Source organism: Hyphomicrobium sp. (assembly GCF_003987855.1).
In the GTDB taxonomy this organism is placed as follows: domain Bacteria; phylum Pseudomonadota; class Alphaproteobacteria; order Rhizobiales; family Hyphomicrobiaceae; genus Hyphomicrobium_B.
Genome location: NZ_RXIZ01000001.1, coordinates 122,650 through 141,482, shown reverse-complemented (window position 1 = coordinate 141,482; position 18,833 = coordinate 122,650). Strand labels below are relative to the sequence as shown.

The window sequence follows — 18,833 nt, the reverse complement described above, 5'->3', positions numbered from 1 at the left end:
TTTGCGGGCGGATCAGATGGCACTTGCGACATCTCTCTATGCAGCGCTCCTCGCCGCGCTTTACATGTTCCTCACGATCAATGTCATTCGCGGCCGCAGGACGCACAGCGTCGCGCTCGGAGACGGCGATGTCGCCGATATGAAGGCACGCATACGTGCGCACGCAAACTTTGCCGAATATGCGCCGTTCTTTCTGCTCCTCCTTTTGATGGCGGAACTGCAAGGCTTGGCCGTCTGGGCCGTCCACGGCCTTGGGGTGGCGTTTGTCGTTGGGCGGTTGAGCCATGCCTATGGGTTGCTTGTCGCCGAAACGCGAAATCGCTGGATGACGCCCCGCGTTATCGGGCTCGGGGTGACGCTGAGCTGTCTCGGGATGCTCGTCTTGATCCTTCTGGCTATCAGGTTTGTGTAGCGGCGTTCGAACGCGCAACGGAGCCGGCATGACTTGGCAAACGTTCCTCTTAATTGTCGGCTACATCTTCGTATCGCTCACGCTATTCATGACGCTGGCCTGGCTCGCGTGGCTTCGGACGCGTAACTCGGGCTGGGTGGATACCGCATGGAGTTTGTCATGCGGCATCACAGGCGTGGCAGGCGCCCTTTGGTTTGCTGACTTGTCGCCTCGGGCGGTGTTGGTGGCGGCCTTCGCTGCGCTCTGGTCGTTGCGGCTCGGTGTGCATCTTGGGCAGCGCACGCGGGGAAAAGCAGACGACCCGCGCTATGCCGCGCTCATTTCCGATTGGGGCCAGGACGCGCCGCGGCAAATGTTCTGGTTTCTACAATATCAAGCCTGGGCCGGACTTCCCCTCGTGTTATCCATCGTTCTTGCCGCCCTCAATCCGCAAGCGTTGTGGCGGTGGGTCGATGTGCTTGCGGTGGCGGTGATGGCCGTTGCGTTGATTGGCGAGGCCGTCGCGGACGATCAGCTTCGACGCTATCGTGGCAGAGGCGAACGCAACGGCGTTTGCGACATCGGGTTATGGCGCTATTCGCGGCATCCAAATTATTTCTTCGAATTCCTAAGCTGGTGCGCGTATCCGCTTCTCGCCGTTTCGCTCAACGAGCCCTGGGGCTGGCTCGCTCTGGCGGGGCCAGCAACTATTTACTGGCTGCTTGTGCACATATCGGGAATACCGCCGCTCGAAGAGCACATGCTGAGGACGCGCGGGGATGCCTTCCGCGATTACCAGCGCCGGACGAACGCTTTCTTTCCTGGGCCCAGGAAGTAGGGTGTCGTCAGCCCGACAACTTGAAAAGGCTCACGTCAACGCTGCCGGTGCGAAATCCTGTCTCGCAGTAAGCCAGGTAATATTCCCACATGCGCTTGAAGCGCTTGTCGAAGCCCATGGCCTCTATGCTCGGCCATGCCGCGAGGAACCGGTGCCGCCAAGAGGCGAGGGTTTGCGCGTAGCTCATGCCGAAGTCCTGGCGATGGACGAGCGTCAGTCCGGCTTGGGCAGCGTAAGCCTCGATTTTAGCTTTGGTCGGGAGCATTCCACCGGGGAAGATGTATCGCTGGATGAAGTCTGGACGTCTCCGGTAGTCCTCGAACCGCTTTTCGTCGATTGTTATCGCCTGCAGAACCGCGATGCCGCCGTCCACGAGGCAAGTCCGAAGTTTGCGGAAATACGTAGGCCAGTAGCGTTCACCGACGGCCTCGAGCATTTCGATCGATACAATACGATCGTACCTGCCGTCGACGACGCGATAGTCCTCGAGCCTGATGTCGGCCGACGCGGAAGGATGGGCAGCGGCCAGTCGCGATTGCGTGAAGGCGAGTTGCTCCGAGGAGAGGGTAATTCCCGTCACGTGGGCCCCTTGACGCGCGAGGCGTTCGGCAAGTGCACCCCAGCCGCAGCCAATTTCCAGCACGCGGGCGCCACCACCGAGATCCAAGAGATCCATGATCCGATCGAGTTTGCGGTCTTGGGCCTGCTCCAACGTATCGCCGGGCGCATATAGTCCGGACGAATAACTCATGCTGGCATCCAGCCATGCGCCGTAGAACGCATTACCCAGGTCGTAGTGCGCGGCGATGTTTCTGCGGCTTCCGCGAGGCGTGTTGCTTCTGGCGCGATGCCGGAGCCTGTTGACAGCGAGCGTTAGCCACGAACTCTCGCCGCGGCGCGCGACGGCGCTCTCGTGGCACATGGCGAGTTCCAATACCTGGAGCAAATCGGGTGACGACCATTCTCCAGCGAGGTAGCTGTCGGCGAAGCCATCTTCGCCGTCGACGACGATGCGGCGGATCGCGCGCCAGGAATGAAACTCGATCTCAGCATGCGGCCCCGGCGCTCTGCCGCCGCGGCGGATCTCTGTGCCGTCCGGAAGACGAACGATCAGTTCTCCGGCGACGAGCAAGGGAATTCCCCTTGCGACAGTCGCGAAGAAGCGTCGCCGGAGGTTGTCGGTGATCGAAAGAGGCGTTGTCAGGACATTCATCAACTTCTATCCGCATCGATGCTGCTATTGGGCGGGACGCGGTTGATGGGCGCGAACCCTTATTCCCTTTAGCCAAAGGAGAAGCGCGTGCCAGTGAATGGCTGCCGTCACTTTGAGAGTTAGAAACGGGAATTTCAGAAGCGCCATGAGCAGCGCGAAATCGGTCAATTCCTGGCGCTGACCGTTCAGCGCGGTCGAGATGATACCTCCGAGAGAATCGAAGCCGCGAATGGCGACACGCACATTGTGTGCCGGTGGAAAGACGCGAAACGCATAGCGCATTTTCATGTCCAGGAACGGCGAAACGTAGAAGGCCTTATCCGTCTCGTGATCTATATGGCCGTTTTCCGACGTCGCGGGAAGCACATACCAATGACGCTCGCCGAAGGTGTTGTGGACCTCATAGACGATTGCCGAGAGCGTCCCGTTTGGATCGTGGCAGAAATAGACGCTGAGCGGATTGAACACGTAGTTGAAGATGCGCGGCATCGTCAGAAGCATGATCGGGCCGCCGCCGGGCAACTGCGCGGCACGGACCAATCCTTCGACTTGGGCGCGGAGTTGACCGCCAGCGGAGCCGTGATCGTCATCGTAGAAGCTGATGGCGTTGAAGCGGTTGTGCGAGAACAGCCAAAATCGACCGGCGAGCTTCTCGATCTCGTCCAAATCGACGAGCAGCCAAAAAACGCGGTAGCGCAGCACATGCGTCTTCGGCCGGAGGCGGCGGTGCACGACGTTTCCAAGATATAGGCAGGAGTGGAGACTCATGCAGCTATCCTGTTATCGGCGGCGTTCGGAGAGCGCATGACGATGCGTCCGGATTCATCGGGTACGCTCCAAGGCCTACGGCAGAGCGGATCGATCGCCTCGGCGACGGCGAGCCCGGACTGCAAGGCGTCCTCATGAAAGCCCGATCCGAAGTAGGACCCGCAGTACCACAGGCCGTTCTGGCCTTGTATTCCCCATAACGACTGCTGAGCGGCCAGAGCGGCGCTATCGAACAATGGATGCGAATATTCTGTTTCATATACGGTTGCCCGCGGCGCCGTAGAGGGGTTCAGTGTCAGAAAGAATTGTCTTCTTTGGGGAAGACTTTGCAAGCGGTTCATCCAGTATGTCACGGTGGGGGGGCTTTGCACGTCGGCTGAGCCGATGAAATTCCAGCTTGCCCACACCCGGCGCCGTCTCGGCATCAATGTGGGGTCTGAATGCAGGACCGCGCGATTGTCGCTGTAGCGGAAGGCGCCGAGCAATTTCCTTGCCGATGCGTCGGGATTGCGCAGCAAAGCCAGGGCCTGATCTGCGTGCGTGGCAAGGACGACGTGGTCGAAGGAACTTGTCTCGCCACCGGCATCGACAACGCGAGCGCCGTCGTCCGAGCCGATGACCGCTACAGCTGCCCTGCCAGGATAGAGGCTGCTGCGGAACGAGGCGGTGATGGCGTCGAGGTAGTTTCGCGACCCGCCCGTCACCGTCCGCCAAATAGGGCGGCCTGTAAGCTTCAGCAGACCATGGTTGACGTTGAAGTTGATGAAGCTCCGCGCCGGGTAGTCGAGGATCGACGAAACGGGCGCCGACCAGATCGCGCTCGCCATCGGCAAGAGGTGGTCGTCGATGAATGCCGGGCCATAGTGGTTCCGGCGGAGGTAGTCGCCAAGCGTTATCGATGCATCGAGCGAACCGGCATCACGCGAGGCCTCGCGGTAAAATCGGACGAGGTCCCGCAGCATCGACCAAAATCGCGGGCTCACCACATTCCTGCCTCGCGCGAAGAGGCCAAGCAAACTGGTGCCGGAATATTCGAGATCGCTGCGGGGAAGGGAAACAGCCAGAGACATGTCGGCCGGCTGCGTTGGAACCGAGAGGTGCTTGAACAGTGCCGTGAGGTTCGGATACGCTGGCTCGTTGTAAACGATGAACCCGGTGTCGACAAAACAGGTCTGAGGCAGGTCAGGGACGGGAACGGTATTCACGTGCCCGCCGAGCCGGGCGTCCTTCTCGAACACTGTAACGTCGTGGCGGCGGCTCAAAAGCCAGGCCGCAGAGATGCCGGCTATGCCACTGCCGATGATTGCTATTTTGAGCGGTGCCGCTGCTCGTGACATCGATACGCGCCCCCCTTTACGCCCTGATGATGTTCTACGACGCGCAAAGGGCATCGGATCACCGAAATCTATCTAAAGATCGGTTCCGAATGGACTTTTTCCCCAAGGCACGCGCTAGAAGCGCGCCCGAGGCTATTTAATCGCGTTCAATGGTCGCTTTCGCGATCACCTACCGCTCTGCAACATAGCGCATGACCATGTAGGCGGCCGTTGCGGCGACGCCGGTCGCAGTGGCGCCCCAAAACATATCGATGAGCGTGAGGGACAAATTCCAGTTGCGCAGCGTGGCGTAGTTCGTGAGGTCGTAGGTCGCGTAAGCAACGGCTCCGAAGAGTACACCGTAGACGAACGCGGCCCCGGTCTGTTCGGCGCGCGCCGACGTGAAGAAAAGCGCCCCTGCCGCGTAAAGCAGATAAAAGATTATCGCGGGAAGAATCCGCATCGGGCTCGCTGCCATGTCGCCGATGGTCGGAAGGTATATGCGCGGCACCATGATGCTGAGCCAAACGGCGTCCATCGCACCAAAGACCACGAGGAAGGTAATTACCCGGCGATAACGGACATGCGCTGGCCTCCAAACATGAAATACGAGGGATAAGGCGGATTGGATCATGGGTCGATCGGGCTGAAGGCCGGACGAAGCCAAGTTCAGTGGAGCCTTTCTATCCGCTCTTCATAACCGGCGCGACGCGGTCGAGAAACTCCTGAGCTTGTGATTGGATTTCAGCACGCGTCGCGAGAGACATCGTTTTGATCTGAGCGAGGATGGGTTTCAAGCGGGCGATCATGGCGAGCTGACCGGAATTTCGGATCATGAAATCCCAATACAGCATCGTGAAGGGACAGGCGTTTTCTCCTGTTCTACGGTCCGGCCGGTAACGGCAATTCGTGCAGTAATCGCTCATCTTGTCGATGTAACGCCCGCCAGCGGCGTACGGTTTGCTCGCCATCAGCCCGCCGTCGGCAAACAGGGACATGCCGAGCGTATTGGGCAATTCGACCCATTCAACGGCGTCGGCATATACCGACAGGTACCAATCGGTCACTTCCTTGACGTGCACGCCGGAGAGCAGCGCGAAGTTTCCCGTCACCATGAGACGCTGAATGTGGTGTGCGTAGGCATTGCGCCGCGTCGCGCCGATACATTCGCGAAGGCAGGCCATCTCAGTCTTCGTCTCGTCCCAATAGAAGTCGGGAAGCCGGCGCCGGGCGTGAAAGAAGTTGTGCTTGGCGTAGTCGGGCATAAACAACCAGTAGATGCCGCGAACATATTCGCGCCAGCCCAGGATCTGACGAATGAAGCCTTCGACGGATTCGATCGGCGCGCGGCCGTCGCGATAGGCGGACTCGGCGGCGCGGCAGACTTCCTCGGGGCCAAGCAGGCCGACATTGAGATAGGGCGAGAGCAGGGAGTGGAACATCGTGTCGGATCCGGTGACCATCGCGTCCTGATAGCGCCCGAATTCGGGCAGGCGATCGGATATGAAATGGTCGAGAGCGCGCAGCGCTCCCTCGCGGTCGACGGCCCAGCGGAAATCTTCGATCGATCCGAAGTGGTTGGGGAAGTGACGGGCAACCGCTTCTTTCACGGTTTCGACGGCTTCTGCTGTGTTCGCCTTGTGGTGCGCACGGGGTGCTTCGGGCAAGGCAAGCGGTCCACCGGCGAACGGCTCCCGATTGGAGGCGTCGAAATTCCATCGGCCGCCATCGGGTGTTTTGACCCCGCGCATCAGGAGGCCGGTCTTCTGGCGCATTTCACGGTAGAAGTATTCCATCCGCAATTGCTTGCGGTTTCCCGCCCACTCGCGAAATTGGGGCAAGCTGCAGAAGTACCGGTCGTCCTCCAAAAGGTCGAACGGGATATGCAAGCTGGCCTTGAGCTTGGTGAGCATGTCCAAGACCCGCCATTCGCCGGGCCATGTCGCTAGCACACGGCGCGGCTTTTCCTCGTGGACAGCGCGGCGCACTTCGCCAATGAGAGTATGCGTATTCTGCGCGTCATCGAGCGTCACGTAGCGGACGCGGATGCCGCGCGATCGCAGCGACTGGGCGAAGCATCGCATTGCCGCGAGGAAGAACACGAGCTTCTGCGGATGATGCGGAACGTACGTGCCCTCTGCCTTGACTTCGGCCATCAAGACGACGTCGTTTGCGGCATCGATACCGCGGAGCGATGCGATCGTCTCGCTCAGCTGATCGCCCAATACGAGGCGCAGGGTTACCGTCATGCTTCTCCGCGCGTACGAAATCGAAGGCGAAGCAGCCTGAAAATCATCGGAAGAAGTCTCCCGCGCAGTTGAGGTACGCGGCACGCACCGAATTCGGGCTCGGACCATCCAGCTGGAGTTCGATGGTTTTGCCATCGCTGGCGCGGAGCCCAAGCTCGAAGCCCGACACGAAATATTCCCGCAGAAACACCGTGGCCTTATCGCTCGTCGGCGCGGCAACGCGCTTAACTCCCCCATCGGGCAAGATGATTTCGTGGCCAAAAATATCGGAAGCGGAGATCGTCGCGGTTTTAAGGGCGAGCCCCTCCAGCCTCTCGCCGTCCTGATGCGCGATGACCGCGAGCAGGGGCCGGGCGTCCTCCTTCCTCAGCGCGAGATCGATTTGCACATGGGATGGTTCGAAACGCACGCGTTGACCGCAGGCGATGATGTTGTCGCCCTGCATTTCGATAATGGGTGAGATCGCTATCTGCTGGGCCGGGCCGGTGGCCGCGGCATCCGATCCGGCGAAGACCGCAGCTGCCAAAAAGGCGCACGTGCGCGCAAGATATTTCACTTAGCGGCGGTCATTTTATCGGACAGCGCGCGTTCGATAGCGCCCCGCAATTCGGTGCTGTCGGGGGTAACTTCCGACCGGAAGCTACCAATCAGATGCCCACCGCGAGCAACGAGATACTTATGAAAATTCCAGGCAGGCACGTTCTCCTTGCCCAGCGTCGTGGCGGCCCATCGGTAAAACGGGTGCGCGCCGTCGCCGACAACCACTTGCTTGCTCGTCAGGGGAAACGTCACGCCGAACGCGCCCTGACAGAATTTCTTAATCTCGGCTTCCTTTTTCGGTTCCTGCTGACCGAAGTCGTTTGCCGGCACGCCGATGACAGTCAGTCCCTGTGTCTGGTAGCGGCTGTAAAGTTCCTCTAGGCCCTGATATTGGGGGGTGTAACCACAAAATGATGCGGTGTTCACCACGAGCAGCACGCGCCCTTCAAACTGCTTGAGCGGGAGCGGCTTGCCATCGATCGAGGTGAATTCGAATCCAAACGCGGATCGTTCCTCTGCCCCAGCCGATGCGCAGAACGAGACCAAGATGGCAGCCAAACCGAACAGCTGTTTGAACATGCGCGCTCTCCCGAAATTCTCCAGCATTGAACGTGGCGAACCGTCGTTTGGATCACTGGGGGCTACCGGCTTGATGGGTGACTAGCTCGCGCATCGCGACGCGTTTGTTCGCGCCCGCAGCACGGTGAATACGCGGCGCCTGCTGATGACTTCGGGCCAACGATCTTGGAACTGAAGAATGGCCAACGCGTAATGATGAGGAACCCGAGGAGCTTTAGTCCCTCGCGTGGCGTGCATCCATTCCATTTTCATTTAGGAGTTTTCGCATGCGTCTCTCTGTGGGACTGTTTCTCATCTCTTTCCTGCCGGCGACCGCCAGCTTCGCTGCAACCGATCAGGAATGCGCAAGCCTTTGGAAGACCCTCGACGTCAACGCCAACGGCGCGCTGGAGAAGAGTGAGGACTCTAAAGGCTATGTCTCGGCCATCCAGAAAAGTGGCGTTCAGCTCGTCAAGCCCGATCAGGCATCGCGCGATGAGTTCTTGTCGTACTGCAAGGCCTCGATCACCAACGTGAATACGGAAAGTCCGGCCAACACCAAGGATTTCGGCAAAGGCGATCTGACGCCGAGCAAGAGCGCGTTGACGGAGGAAGATGCTCGCAAGAAGTTCGAGGCGAGCGGCTTCAAGAATCCCCAAAACTTGCAACTCGACGCGCAGGGCATCTGGCACGCTACCGCGTTTGCGGACGGCAAGGAGAAGCCGGTCGCTATCGATGCGCAGGGTGATATCGTGGGCGCCAAAACCGTCGAGCCATTGGGGTCATCGGACGGCGCTACCCCCAACGCTCGCATGAGCGACAGCGGCGATAGTTCTCTGGGGCTCTACGTCTGGGTATTCATCCTGATCGGCAACGCGATTGGACTATTGTTCCTCAACCGCGTCGGCGGCGATACCAGCGCCATGAGCAACAGCGGGATGACCTACGCGGATCGCCACTAGCTATTAGCGATTTGAAATGGCGATATCTCGAAGCACGCGCGTCTCGAGCATGACCTCATCGAGCCGGTGCTTCAGGATATCGCCGATGCTTACGAGGCCGATCAATCTGGTTCCGTCACTTACAGGCACGTGACGAATTCGATTTTCGGTCATCAGCTTCGCGACGTCTCTAATCGTGTCTCCCGGCCCGCAGGTGATAACCGAACGAGTCATCAGATCGGAGGCATGCAAAATTCCAATATCGCGGTGGTGCGAGCCAACGGCCCTTGCGATGTCGCGCTCTGAGATAATGCCGTCGAGAGAAGATCCGTCCGCGCTCACGACCAGAGCGCCGACCTTTGACTGCATCAGCTTATGGGCGACGTCCCGAACAGTGTCGCTCGGCTTCACGGAGATGACGTCGGAGCCTTTGACTTTCAGAATGTCTGCGACCTTCATCGGCTTTCTCTAATTGGCAACCCGTATGGGCACTCTGGTCCCTACAGTCAGAGACGAATGAGGTCTGTCGTCAAGCTCCTGCAACGCTCGGGCTGTCAAATGTTTGTTACGGCCTCGATCGAAGACGCATCGCAGGCAGCCGCTCAGTTTGGTTATGCGGCGCTGTCGTGTTTGGCTTCGACAATTTCGACGACGTGGGCGATGACCGCTACTGCAGGGGACTCTGCCGGCGCAGTTTCGGGGGCCGCTGGAGCGGGATGTGTCTCAGCAGGTGCAGCCTGCGCTTCTGGCGCTGCGGTGCGGGCAGGGGGCGCCAAGAGCGGAGTGTCGACCTGCGGTTCAGACTCCGCCACCAGACGATCCGCAATTAGATCTTTCGTTAATGCGTAATAACCAGCGAAAAGCGCAAGCGCGAGCAGCACGAATACGGCGGGCACATTCAAGCTCGCGGTGCCGACGGCTCCGGTCATTTGCAGAAAAAAGCCGATGACCAAAAGGCTGCTGCCGGTCCGCAAATCGAGCCATCGTCCGTTCAATCGCCTCGCGTCGTGCCTGGGGAGCGGCTTATCCGCAGAAGCCGTCGCGAACGAAAATCCCGAGGGAATAGAAAAGGCCGCATTGCAGAGCAGAGCAGCTCCGGCCAGCGCGTAAACCATGCCCGCGATGCTCCAGAGATTGTAAGTCGTAGCAAATGTCATGTTGCGTACTCCTGCGACGGACAATGGCATTGGCTTAGGCTCGTCCGAATACGTCGCGTCAGTCAATACCTCATTGATCAATTTCCGGGCGGTTGTCTCCGGCACAAGATGGCTGCTTTGATGGCGGCTCTCCCGTTTCGGCTTTTGATTTATCGAGCCGCCGGGCGACGAGTTCCAGCACGCCCCAAGCGGCCGCGAACGTAAGCACCACGTAAAGCTCGAAGAATCTCAATCTGCTTCCTCTTTTTTGGGGGACGTATCCGAAACCTCAGGTGGCGGGGTTGTGTGCGCCGCATCAGAGTCTCGAGCCATAGATTTGCGTGTCCTATAGATATCCCAAATGCCGAACGCCAACGCGACGCCAAACACAAGCCCGAGTTCGATCAATCCGAAGTTCGACCCCATCCCATCATCACGCTCGGAGAACGGCCGCGGCTGGTTCACGTCCCAGCATTTGAAATGCGGTCGCAACAATGGTCCGGGCGTCAAGTCCAGCCGTGGCATACATCGCCGCTGGCTTGTCCTGATCGAGGAAGAGATCGGGCATGAAGAGAGCACGCATGCGGAACTTGCCGTCGAGCAGGCCTTCCGCATTGAGAGACTGCATGACCTGTGTGCCAAAACCGCCGATGGCGCCCTCTTCGACCGTTATGAGCACCTCGTGATGGCGCGCCAATTTCCGGATGAGGTTGTTATCGACGGGCTTGGCAAATCGCGCGTCGGCCACCGTCGTCGATAATCCAGCCGCCGCCAGCAGGTCGGCGGCTCTCTCACATTCCTGAAGCCTGCTTCCGAGTGAGAGGAGCGCAATGGTCGAGCCTTCGCGAATGATCCGTCCCTTGCCGATTTCAATCGGGACACCTTCGATGGGAAGCGCGATGCCGGTGCCTTCGCCGCGCGGATAGCGAATAGCGGAGGGGCTATCATCGATCGTGACGGCGGTTGCGATCATGTGGCGAAGTTCGGCCTCGTCGGCGGGCGACATCAGTGTAAAGCCGGGGAGACAGCCGAGGTATGTGAGGTCGAAGGATCCGGCATGTGTCGGGCCGTCAGCGCCGACATATCCGGCGCGATCGATGGCGAATCTTACCGGTAAGCGCTGGATCGCCACGTCATGGACGATCTGGTCGTAAGCACGCTGAAGGAACGTCGAGTAGATGGCGACGAACGGCTTCATGCCTTCGGACGCCAGTCCCGCCGCAAAGGTCACCGCGTGCTGCTCGGCAATTCCAACGTCGAACGCGCGTCGAGGAAACTCTTTTGCGAAGATATCGACTCCGGTGCCGTCGGGCATCGCAGCAGTTATCGCGACGATGCGAGGATCGCGTCTTGCCTCCGCGCAGAGGCTCTCGCCGAACACCTGGGTGAACGTCGGCGCCTGCTGCTTAGGCTTTGCCTGAGTTCCCGAAACGATATCGAACTTGACCACGCCATGATATTTGTCGGCGGCGGCTTCGGCGGGCTTATAGCCTTTGCCCTTCTTGGTGACGACGTGCACCAGAATAGGGCCTTGCTTGGTGTCCCTGACGTTCTTGAGGACCGGAAGCAGCTGGTTGATGTCGTGCCCGTCGACGGGGCCGACATAATAGAAACCCAGTTCCTCGAATATGGCGCCGCCGGTCCAATAGGTTCTCGACAGTTCTTCGAGGCGCGCGGCGCGGCGCTCCCATTGACGCGGCAACTTCTTCGCTAGCTGCTTGGCAATATCGCGCAGGTGAATGTAGGTGCCGCTGGAGGTCGTGCGTGCGAGATACTTCGAAAGCGCGCCGGTCGCCGGCGCGATAGACATGTCGTTATCGTTGAGAATTACGATCAGCCGCGCATCCTGCGCGCCGGCATTGTTCATGGCTTCGTAAGCCATTCCCGCGCTCATGGCGCCATCGCCGATCACGCAGACGACATTGTTCTTCTTGTCTAGCAGATCACGCGCGACGCTCATGCCCAGTCCGGCTGAGATCGAGGTCGAAGAATGCGCAGCTCCGAAAGGATCGTATTCGCTTTCGCTGCGTTTGGTGAAGCCGGACAGGCCACCCGCCTGACGCAGCGTCCGTATGCGGTCGCGCCGGCCCGTCAGGATCTTGTGGGGATAGGCTTGATGACCGACATCCCAGATGATGCGGTCTTCCGGTGTGTTGAATACGTAGTGCAGGGCGACGGTCAGCTCGACCACCCCCAAGCCCGCGCCGAGGTGGCCGCCGGTAACAGATACAGCCGAGATCGTTTCGTAGCGCAATTCATCAGCGACCTGCGTCAGCACGGATTGGGGCAAGCGCCGCAAATCGGCGGGGATCTCGACCGTATCGAGCAGGGGCGTGGCGGATGTTCCGGATAGCGTCTCGGTGGTTTTCATTGTCGACACCTTTCTCCGGTTCGCCGGAGTCGTAGTCCGCTTGCAAGCTAAGTGCGCGCGGCGAGTTGCCGGCGTTCCAATTGTTCGAAGATGTGGATGAGGCGTAATACGCGGCCGTGGAGATCCCACCATTTCGGCAGGCGCCTGAAGGACGCCGATGTCGCTGCGGGGGTTATGGCCTCGACGAGGAAGCGTGCTTCGCGCATGCACGAGCCTGAGATTTTCGGTCGACGGATCGACAGGACGTTAAGTGACGCCGGCAACAGCTGGAGTTTACGGCGGGTCGAAACGACAGCGCGGGCGGAAACGGAATCGCAGCCGCTGCGGCGCAGCTCGTGGCCGATCTCCGCATAGATCAGCCGGGCGGCGTGGATTCCGGGGCGGCAGGTAAGCGGCAATGCCCGAATGGCGGGATCGGATTGGCGGTAGAGTTCATCGGCTGCATCGAGAAGCCGGCCGATCACGCCTTTCAATTCCGTAGAGTGACTGGGATTGTGTGACCAAGCATCGATATCGATCCCAGCCTCTCGCATCCAGGAGAGCGGCAGATAGATGCGGCCCATTCTTGCATCCTCGCCGACGTCTCGGGCGATGTTGGTCAATTGCATGGCGACGCCCAGGTCGCATGCGCGGGCGACCATCTCGGTTTGGCGCGCGCCCATGACGAGCGCCATCATTGCTCCGACCGTGCCCGCGACACGCGTGGCATAGGCGCGGAGATCGGCAAGGGTTTCGTAGGTGCGCGATGCTGCGTCCCATTCGAGGCCGGTTATGAGGCCGTTCGGCAAGTCCTTGGGGATTTCGTATTTCTCCACCGTTGCCGCAAACGCGCGGTCGACCGGGTCAGGCAGAGGCCGGCCGTCGTAGGCAAGATCAAGGCGGGTGCGAAGCTTCTCGATTGCGGAGTGACTGCCGCCGCCGACGTCGATCGCGTCATCGGCGAGGCGGCAAAACGCATAAAGTGCCGAGGCCGCCTCGCGGGTTTCGCGCGGAAGCAGGAACGATGCCATATAGAAACTGCGGGAACCGCCGCGCAGGAGCGCTCGGCAATCCGCCATATCCGATTTTCGCTCGTATCGTTCTTCAGGCAAATGTTGCTGCATGCGGCACCAGTTTCTCCAGAATTCGTGCGGACGAGAGCACTCCGGGCACGCCCGCGCCCGGATGGGTTCCCGCACCGACGAGGAATAGGTTCTCGATGTCTTCACTCTTGTTGTGAGGTCTGAACCAAGCGCTTTGGGTCAGCACAGGCTCGAGCCCGAAGCCCGCACCTTTGAAGGACAAGAGGTTGGTTTCGAAATCGAGCGGCGAGATCATACGGGACGTGACGATGTGGTCCTCGAAGCCCGGCAAAGCGATCTCGCTCAAGCGCCGGGCGACCGCCTGCCGGTATGGCTCGGCCATCTGCCGCCAGTCAGTTGCGCCGTCGAGGTTCGGGACGGGGGAGAGGACATAAAATGCATCGCAACCTTCGGGCGCCAACGATGGGTCCGTCGCCGTCGGCCGATGCAGGTAGAGGCTCATGTCCTCGGCGAGATGCTTTTTCTTGAAGATATCGCGCAGCAGATCTTTATAACGCGGCCCGAGCAATATCGTGTGATGGGGAATGTTGGGGTAGCGTCGCGAGGTTCCGAAATACCAAACGAACAAGCCCATAGAATAGCGCGCTTGCTCGATCTTGCGGGGCGTCCAGCGCCTGAGCGCATTCTCCGGAATCAGATGCCGATAGGTCCAAGCAGAGTCGGCATTGGAGACGACAATGTCAGACTTGATGATCTCGCCGCTCGCCAGCCGGACGCCTTTTGCCGCTCCATTCTGGACGATGATTTGCTCAACCTCGCAGCCATATCGAATTTCGCCGCCCTGGCCTTGGACGAGGCTCACGAGGCCATCGACCAGCTTGCCCATTCCGCCGATCGGGAAGTGGACGCCCCATCGACGCTCCAAAAAGGAGATGAGCCCGTAGATCGACGTCACGCTGAAGGGATTGCCGCCGATGAAGAGCGAGTGGAAGCTTAGAACCAGGCGAATGCGCGGATCGCGCACGTACTTTGAAACCAGGCCATGGACGCTGCGATAGCTCTGCAGTCGTATCAGCTCGGGAATAACCCGGATCATGTCCTGCATCGACGAAAACGGTACGTCGCCGAGCCGCTCGAAGCCGACGGCATAGATCTTCTCGGCGAGCTGCATGAAGCGCTCGTATCCCTCGACGTCAGCGGGCGAAAGACGGGCGACCTCGGCACGCATCGCATCGGCGTCACCGCTGCAGTCGAACGTCTCGCCGCTGTCAAACCTGATGCGATAGAAGGGCGACAAGGATCTAAGATCCACGTCATCGGATAATTTGCGTCCGCAGAGCTGCCACAGCTCTTCGAAAAGGAACGGAGCGGTTACGATCGTCGGACCGGCATCGAACGTGAAGCCATCCTGATGGAAAACCCTAGCCCTGCCGCCGGGGCCTTCAAGTTTTTCGAGAATGGTCGTGCGATAGCCGCGGGCACCTAGCCGTACCCCGGCGGCAAGGCCACCGAAGCCGCTTCCGATGACTACGGCATGAGGTCGATCGCGGTGCGGAGCCAGCATGCAACCTGCCCACTAGTGTCCAGATTATTGGACATACAATAACGTAAATTGAAATAGATCAAGGGCGATCGCGCGCAGACACAGATTTTCTTTTCAACGGCACTGGGTCTGGTCGGCGGCATTTACGATAATGTTCGCAACTTCAGTGGGTTTTTCCTCATGTGCGAGGTGCCCGGCTCCCGTTAGTGTGACGACCGTTGCATGGGGTGCGAGGCTCGCGATTTTTATGGCCACGGATGGTGGGACTGCGCTGTCGCCGGTCGCTGCGATCAGTGCCAGGCGAGCAGCGAGGGAAGGAAGTTCGCGATCGAGCGAACTGAGATCCCAATTCGCCATCATTTTCACTGCGCCCTCGACGTGGCCGGGATTGCGAAACAGCCGCCAATAATAATCCAATTCCTTGCTACCGAGGTGTGAGCCTGTGCCCTCTATGACGCGTTCAACCGCTTTGCGGTCTTTGGCGCGCCAGGCAAAGAAATTGGTGAGCAATGGCGCGGACGCGATCATTTTGGCGAGCGGCGAAAAGAACCGGCTGACGGTTGTTCCAAACGGCACAAGCGCGCCGTTGATGCTGACGATGGTGGAGGGCGCTAGCCCCCGATCAAGTGCCGTCTTGATTGCGACAGCCGCGCCGGCGGAGTGTCCGACAATGAGACGGGGCTCCAGAGCGAGCTTGTGCATCAACGCAGTCGTTTCGCGTGCCATACCGGCAAGTGTCAGACCATCGGAGTTCGGCATTGACGTGAATGCGTGACCGGGAAGGTCGGGCGCAACCACGGTGAAGCGAGATGTCAGGTGAGGAAGCAACGGTCCCCAAGAATGGGTTGATGCTCCCGTGCCGTGAAGGAGGAGGATCACCGGGCCACTGCCACCGATCTGAACGTGCCATCTCAATCGGGGTGTTTCGACGAAACGGCTCAGCTCGCGGTTCGGCCAATCGGCGCCATCTCGGGACCAATCCAGCCGCTGGCTCACAAGGCCGGACTCCGCCATTGCGTCGACTTTACAGCGCCGGATAGGATCGAGGCGTCGGCGTAGGGAAGCGCCAGGTACTTGGCGTTCATCGCGTCGGCAAATCGCGAGGCGGCAGGGCCCGGCTTCGGTGACGTATCGATAAGTAGGGTTGCGACGTTCAACGCGCGGAGATCATGCGAGGCATCGACGGCATCCTGCTCGGCCATTGACCGGCCCGACTTGCCTTCGCGGTTGAGGTTTGCGCGTCCGTCCGTCAGAACGACCACGCACGGTGTCTGGCCTTTGCGCTTGGCGGCAGCGCAAACGGAAATCGCTGCATCTATTCCCGATGCGAGCGGGGTTCCGCCGCCGCCCGGCATCTCGGCGAGGTTGCGCTTCGCGCGGGTCAGCGAGCGCGTTGGTGCAAGCACGAGGTTGGCGCCGCGGCCGCCGAACGTGATCAACGCGACCTGGTCGCGACGACTGTAGCACTCGGCGAGCAGCAGTTCGACCGCGCCCTTCGCTTCGCCCAATCGGTGGTTCGCCGTCGAGCCGGAAGCATCAACAACGAATACCGTCATCGTCTCGCTTCGGGCTTTGAGCTTCCAAAGACGGAAGTCTGAGGAGGTCACCAGAACGCGCCGACCAGTTCCATCGTCCGTGGAGTTCTGCGCGACTTTTCGTATCGGCTGCCATGGAGCGGCGGCGCGGAGTGTCTCGACGAGGTTCAAGCGGGAATGGGTACGCATCGCGCCCGAACGAACGCCCACACGTCGCCCGCGCTTCTCGGACTTCTTTTTTTCGCCGACCTTGCCGGACGACTGTTTACGGCTTCGGCCTGCGCTCGCCGCGCGCAGTGTTTCGAGAAGATGCGGAGGGATCGCGGCTTTCGTTGCGGCGGTCAGGGTCTCCGCAGGCTGGTTCTGTGGATCATGGTCGGCCGGTGCTTCTCGCTCGTTCGGGTGGGAATTCTCCAGGTCTGGCGCCGGTTCTTGGCATTGCGGGAGCTGTGTTGCGCGCGGGGCAAAGACCAACCGGGCTGCGGCCGCAGCGTCGGCTTCCGAGACAAGGTCACGATCATTTAGGGCGGCGATCGCTCGCGCGACATGAAGCGCTTGAAGAAGAGCGTTTGTCGATGAGATGCCGATTGCGGCGGCCGTTTCGACAAGCACCTCGATGATATCGGGGGGCATCATCGCCGATATGGCCTTCGATGCCGCGCTGGTCACGCGCGAGCGTGACACTGGATCGGCTTCAAAATCTTTGGCATCCGCCGCGCCGAGATCTATGTGAAGCGCTGCGCGATCCATGATGGCAGAAGGCAGGCGCTCGTCCTCGGAGCAACCTTCATCCAGGGCTATGAATGCAAATCGCGTCGTCACCTTTCGGGCGAAACCGTCGCGCTCAACGGCGATGGCGCCAAGGTCGATGGCGCTCGTGATGCGGCTTGCAAGCGCTGGGTCCAGCCGTTCTGCGCATGGCAGGACGATGACCCCGCCGTTGGCCTCTTCGAGGATGCCCCGCATTGCCACGGGCCGTCCCGCCGCGAGCGTCGCGCTCAAATCAAGCCCGCCGAGAAGCCTCTCATCGGAAATGTGAAGGGGGATACGCCGAAGCGGAGTTCCAGCGGATAGAAGCGAAGCGAGATAGTTCATCCAGGCGTCGCGGGCGTGGCCGGCCGGCGCGCGGACGACGATGCCACCGAACCTGACGGGATCGGTCGCGAAGACCTCCGCCGCCAGAATGGCGTCGTGACGCGGGAGGTCCTCTACTCCTGCGGCGTCAGCATGCACAAAAGACATCCTCCATGGTCCGATGGATACGTGCGGAGGAACCGCTTTCGTCAAGCGGGTTGCGGCGCAAGCGATGGCGAAGGGCCGATGGCGCAATCGATCGCAGATGACGGTTCGTAACGACGTCGCAGCCTTCGAGCGCGGCCAGAGCGCGTGCCGCGCGCAGCATGGTGAGTTCGCCACGCATGCCGTCGGTTCCGATCTTGATGCAGAGGCCGGTAATACGCTCCATCGCGTCCTGGGAGAGCGTAACTGACGCGAGTTTTTCGCGCGCTTCCTTGATTCTATCGCGCAGGGCTTGAGTCTCAGGCATCCATTGCGAGATGAAACCGGCAGGATCGCGTTCGAATGCGTCCCGGCGTTTGACGATCTCGACGCGCGTTGGAATGTCGTCCGGCGCGCTGACTTCTACAGATAAGCCAAAGCGATCGAGGAGCTGCGGCCGCAGCTCGCCCTCCTCGGGATTGCCGCTGCCGATCAGGACAAATCGCGCCGGGTGCCGGACGCTCAGGCCTTCGCGTTCGACGAGGTTTTCGCCGGAAGCGGCGACATCGAGCAGGAGGTCGACCAAATGGTCCTCGAGCAGGTTTACCTCGTCGATGTATAGAAATCCACGATGGGCCCGAGCCAAGAGGCCGAGTTCAAAACGCTTTTCTCCGCGCGTCAAAGCCCTCTCGATATCGAGCGCGCCGACGATGCGGTCTTCCGTGGCCCCGAGCGGAAGGTCCACGACCGGTACGGCGGCAAGCTCGCTCGGCAGGGGTTCTTCGCGGCCGCGGCGCTGGCAATCCTCGCAGCCGGAGCCGTTTGCGCCGGGGTCGCAATGATATTGACACCCCGATACGACGCGCATGGGCGGAAGCAGATCGGCGAGCGCCCGAACGGCGGTCGACTTGCCGGTTCCACGATCGCCGAATACGAGCACGCCACCGATGGAAGGGTCCACGGCAGAAATGAGAAGCGCAAGCTTCATTTCATCCTGACCGAGGATGGCGGTGAAGGGAAAGGTCGCACGCATCCGACATGCCCTCGAAGCGGAAAAGGCGCTGCCCGTCCGGCAGCGGTGAGGCAATCACGGAGTGTAATAGAAATTAGACACCATCAAACGTCAACTTAAATATGAGCGTGGACGCCTGTACTCCCTTAACTGCGCTCTGTCGCTGACGGAGAGGCAGGCCC

The 18,833-nt window shown here is 60.3% G+C and carries 19 protein-coding genes; 3 read left to right on the top strand and 16 right to left on the bottom strand.

Features of this window, described 5'->3' with window-relative positions:
- The first annotated feature begins 16 nt into the window (after positions 1-16).
- Positions 17-412 (top strand): MAPEG family protein, encoded by a 396-nt coding sequence (locus tag EKK30_RS00630; RefSeq protein ID WP_290978683.1) that lies wholly within the window; start codon positions 17-19, stop codon positions 410-412.
- A 28-nt stretch (positions 413-440) separates the two neighbouring features.
- Positions 441-1,229, top strand: coding sequence for a DUF1295 domain-containing protein (locus tag EKK30_RS00625; RefSeq protein ID WP_290978680.1), 789 nt, complete (start codon positions 441-443; stop codon positions 1,227-1,229).
- A 7-nt stretch (positions 1,230-1,236) separates the two neighbouring features.
- Here EKK30_RS00625 and EKK30_RS00620 read toward each other — a convergent pair whose 3' ends face one another.
- The 7 genes from EKK30_RS00620 to EKK30_RS00590 form a co-directional block, all read right to left on the bottom strand.
- Positions 1,237-2,442, bottom strand: a complete 1,206-nt coding sequence (locus tag EKK30_RS00620) for a cyclopropane-fatty-acyl-phospholipid synthase family protein (RefSeq protein ID WP_290978677.1) — start codon at positions 2,440-2,442, stop codon at positions 1,237-1,239.
- A gap of 24 nt (positions 2,443-2,466) precedes the next feature.
- Positions 2,467-3,210: a DUF1365 domain-containing protein gene (locus EKK30_RS00615; protein WP_290978675.1), complete on the bottom strand. Its 744-nt coding sequence runs from the start codon at positions 3,208-3,210 to the stop codon at positions 2,467-2,469.
- Positions 3,207-4,547, bottom strand: coding sequence for an FAD-dependent oxidoreductase (locus tag EKK30_RS00610; RefSeq protein WP_290978672.1), 1,341 nt, complete (start codon positions 4,545-4,547; stop codon positions 3,207-3,209). Before EKK30_RS00610 ends, EKK30_RS00615 begins: the two co-directional genes overlap by 4 nt.
- A gap of 169 nt (positions 4,548-4,716) precedes the next feature.
- Positions 4,717-5,160 (bottom strand): DUF2177 family protein, encoded by a 444-nt coding sequence (locus tag EKK30_RS00605; RefSeq protein ID WP_290978669.1) that lies wholly within the window; start codon positions 5,158-5,160, stop codon positions 4,717-4,719.
- Between the two features lie 49 nt (positions 5,161-5,209).
- Positions 5,210-6,775 carry a cryptochrome/photolyase family protein gene (locus EKK30_RS00600; RefSeq protein WP_290978666.1) on the bottom strand — a complete coding sequence of 522 codons (1,566 nt, stop codon included), beginning with the start codon at positions 6,773-6,775 and terminating at the stop codon, positions 5,210-5,212.
- Between the two features lie 43 nt (positions 6,776-6,818).
- Positions 6,819-7,331, bottom strand: coding sequence for a hypothetical protein (locus tag EKK30_RS00595; RefSeq protein WP_290978663.1), 513 nt, complete (start codon positions 7,329-7,331; stop codon positions 6,819-6,821).
- Positions 7,328-7,894, bottom strand: coding sequence for a glutathione peroxidase (locus EKK30_RS00590; RefSeq protein ID WP_290978660.1), 567 nt, complete (start codon positions 7,892-7,894; stop codon positions 7,328-7,330). The genes EKK30_RS00595 and EKK30_RS00590 overlap by 4 nt, the downstream gene beginning before the upstream one ends.
- A 266-nt stretch (positions 7,895-8,160) precedes the next feature.
- Here EKK30_RS00590 and EKK30_RS00585 point away from each other — a divergent pair, with 266 nt between their 5' ends.
- Entirely contained in the window at positions 8,161-8,835 is a 675-nt protein-coding gene (locus tag EKK30_RS00585) for a hypothetical protein (protein ID WP_290978657.1), read from the top strand.
- 3 nt (positions 8,836-8,838) lie between these two features.
- Here the strand turns inward: EKK30_RS00585 and EKK30_RS00580 are convergent, their stop codons facing one another.
- The 9 genes from EKK30_RS00580 to bchI form a co-directional block, all read right to left on the bottom strand.
- Positions 8,839-9,273: a CBS domain-containing protein gene (locus EKK30_RS00580; protein WP_290978654.1), complete on the bottom strand. Its 435-nt coding sequence runs from the start codon at positions 9,271-9,273 to the stop codon at positions 8,839-8,841.
- A 152-nt stretch (positions 9,274-9,425) separates the two neighbouring features.
- On the bottom strand, positions 9,426-9,971 hold the full coding sequence (locus tag EKK30_RS00575) for a hypothetical protein (RefSeq protein ID WP_290978651.1): 546 nt from the start codon (positions 9,969-9,971) through the stop codon (positions 9,426-9,428).
- Positions 9,972-10,041: 70 nt separating this feature from the next.
- Entirely contained in the window at positions 10,042-10,203 is a 162-nt protein-coding gene (locus tag EKK30_RS00570) for a hypothetical protein (protein ID WP_290978648.1), read from the bottom strand.
- A 180-nt stretch (positions 10,204-10,383) separates the two neighbouring features.
- Positions 10,384-12,321 carry a 1-deoxy-D-xylulose-5-phosphate synthase gene (gene dxs, locus EKK30_RS00565; RefSeq protein WP_290978645.1) on the bottom strand — a complete coding sequence of 646 codons (1,938 nt, stop codon included), beginning with the start codon at positions 12,319-12,321 and terminating at the stop codon, positions 10,384-10,386.
- Between the two features lie 47 nt (positions 12,322-12,368).
- Positions 12,369-13,424, bottom strand: coding sequence for a phytoene/squalene synthase family protein (locus EKK30_RS00560; RefSeq protein WP_290978642.1), 1,056 nt, complete (start codon positions 13,422-13,424; stop codon positions 12,369-12,371).
- Positions 13,405-14,907 carry a phytoene desaturase gene (locus EKK30_RS00555; protein WP_290978639.1) on the bottom strand — a complete coding sequence of 501 codons (1,503 nt, stop codon included), beginning with the start codon at positions 14,905-14,907 and terminating at the stop codon, positions 13,405-13,407. The genes EKK30_RS00560 and EKK30_RS00555 overlap by 20 nt, the downstream gene beginning before the upstream one ends.
- Positions 14,908-15,000: 93 nt before the next feature.
- A complete protein-coding gene (bchO, locus tag EKK30_RS00550) occupies positions 15,001-15,882 on the bottom strand; it encodes an alpha/beta fold hydrolase BchO (RefSeq protein ID WP_290978636.1) in 882 nt (293 codons plus the stop codon).
- Positions 15,879-17,663, bottom strand: coding sequence for a magnesium chelatase subunit D (locus EKK30_RS00545; protein ID WP_290978633.1), 1,785 nt, complete (start codon positions 17,661-17,663; stop codon positions 15,879-15,881). Before EKK30_RS00545 ends, bchO begins: the two co-directional genes overlap by 4 nt.
- Entirely contained in the window at positions 17,644-18,672 is a 1,029-nt protein-coding gene (bchI, locus tag EKK30_RS00540) for a magnesium chelatase ATPase subunit I (RefSeq protein ID WP_290978630.1), read from the bottom strand. Before bchI ends, EKK30_RS00545 begins: the two co-directional genes overlap by 20 nt.
- Positions 18,673-18,833 lie beyond the last annotated feature (161 nt).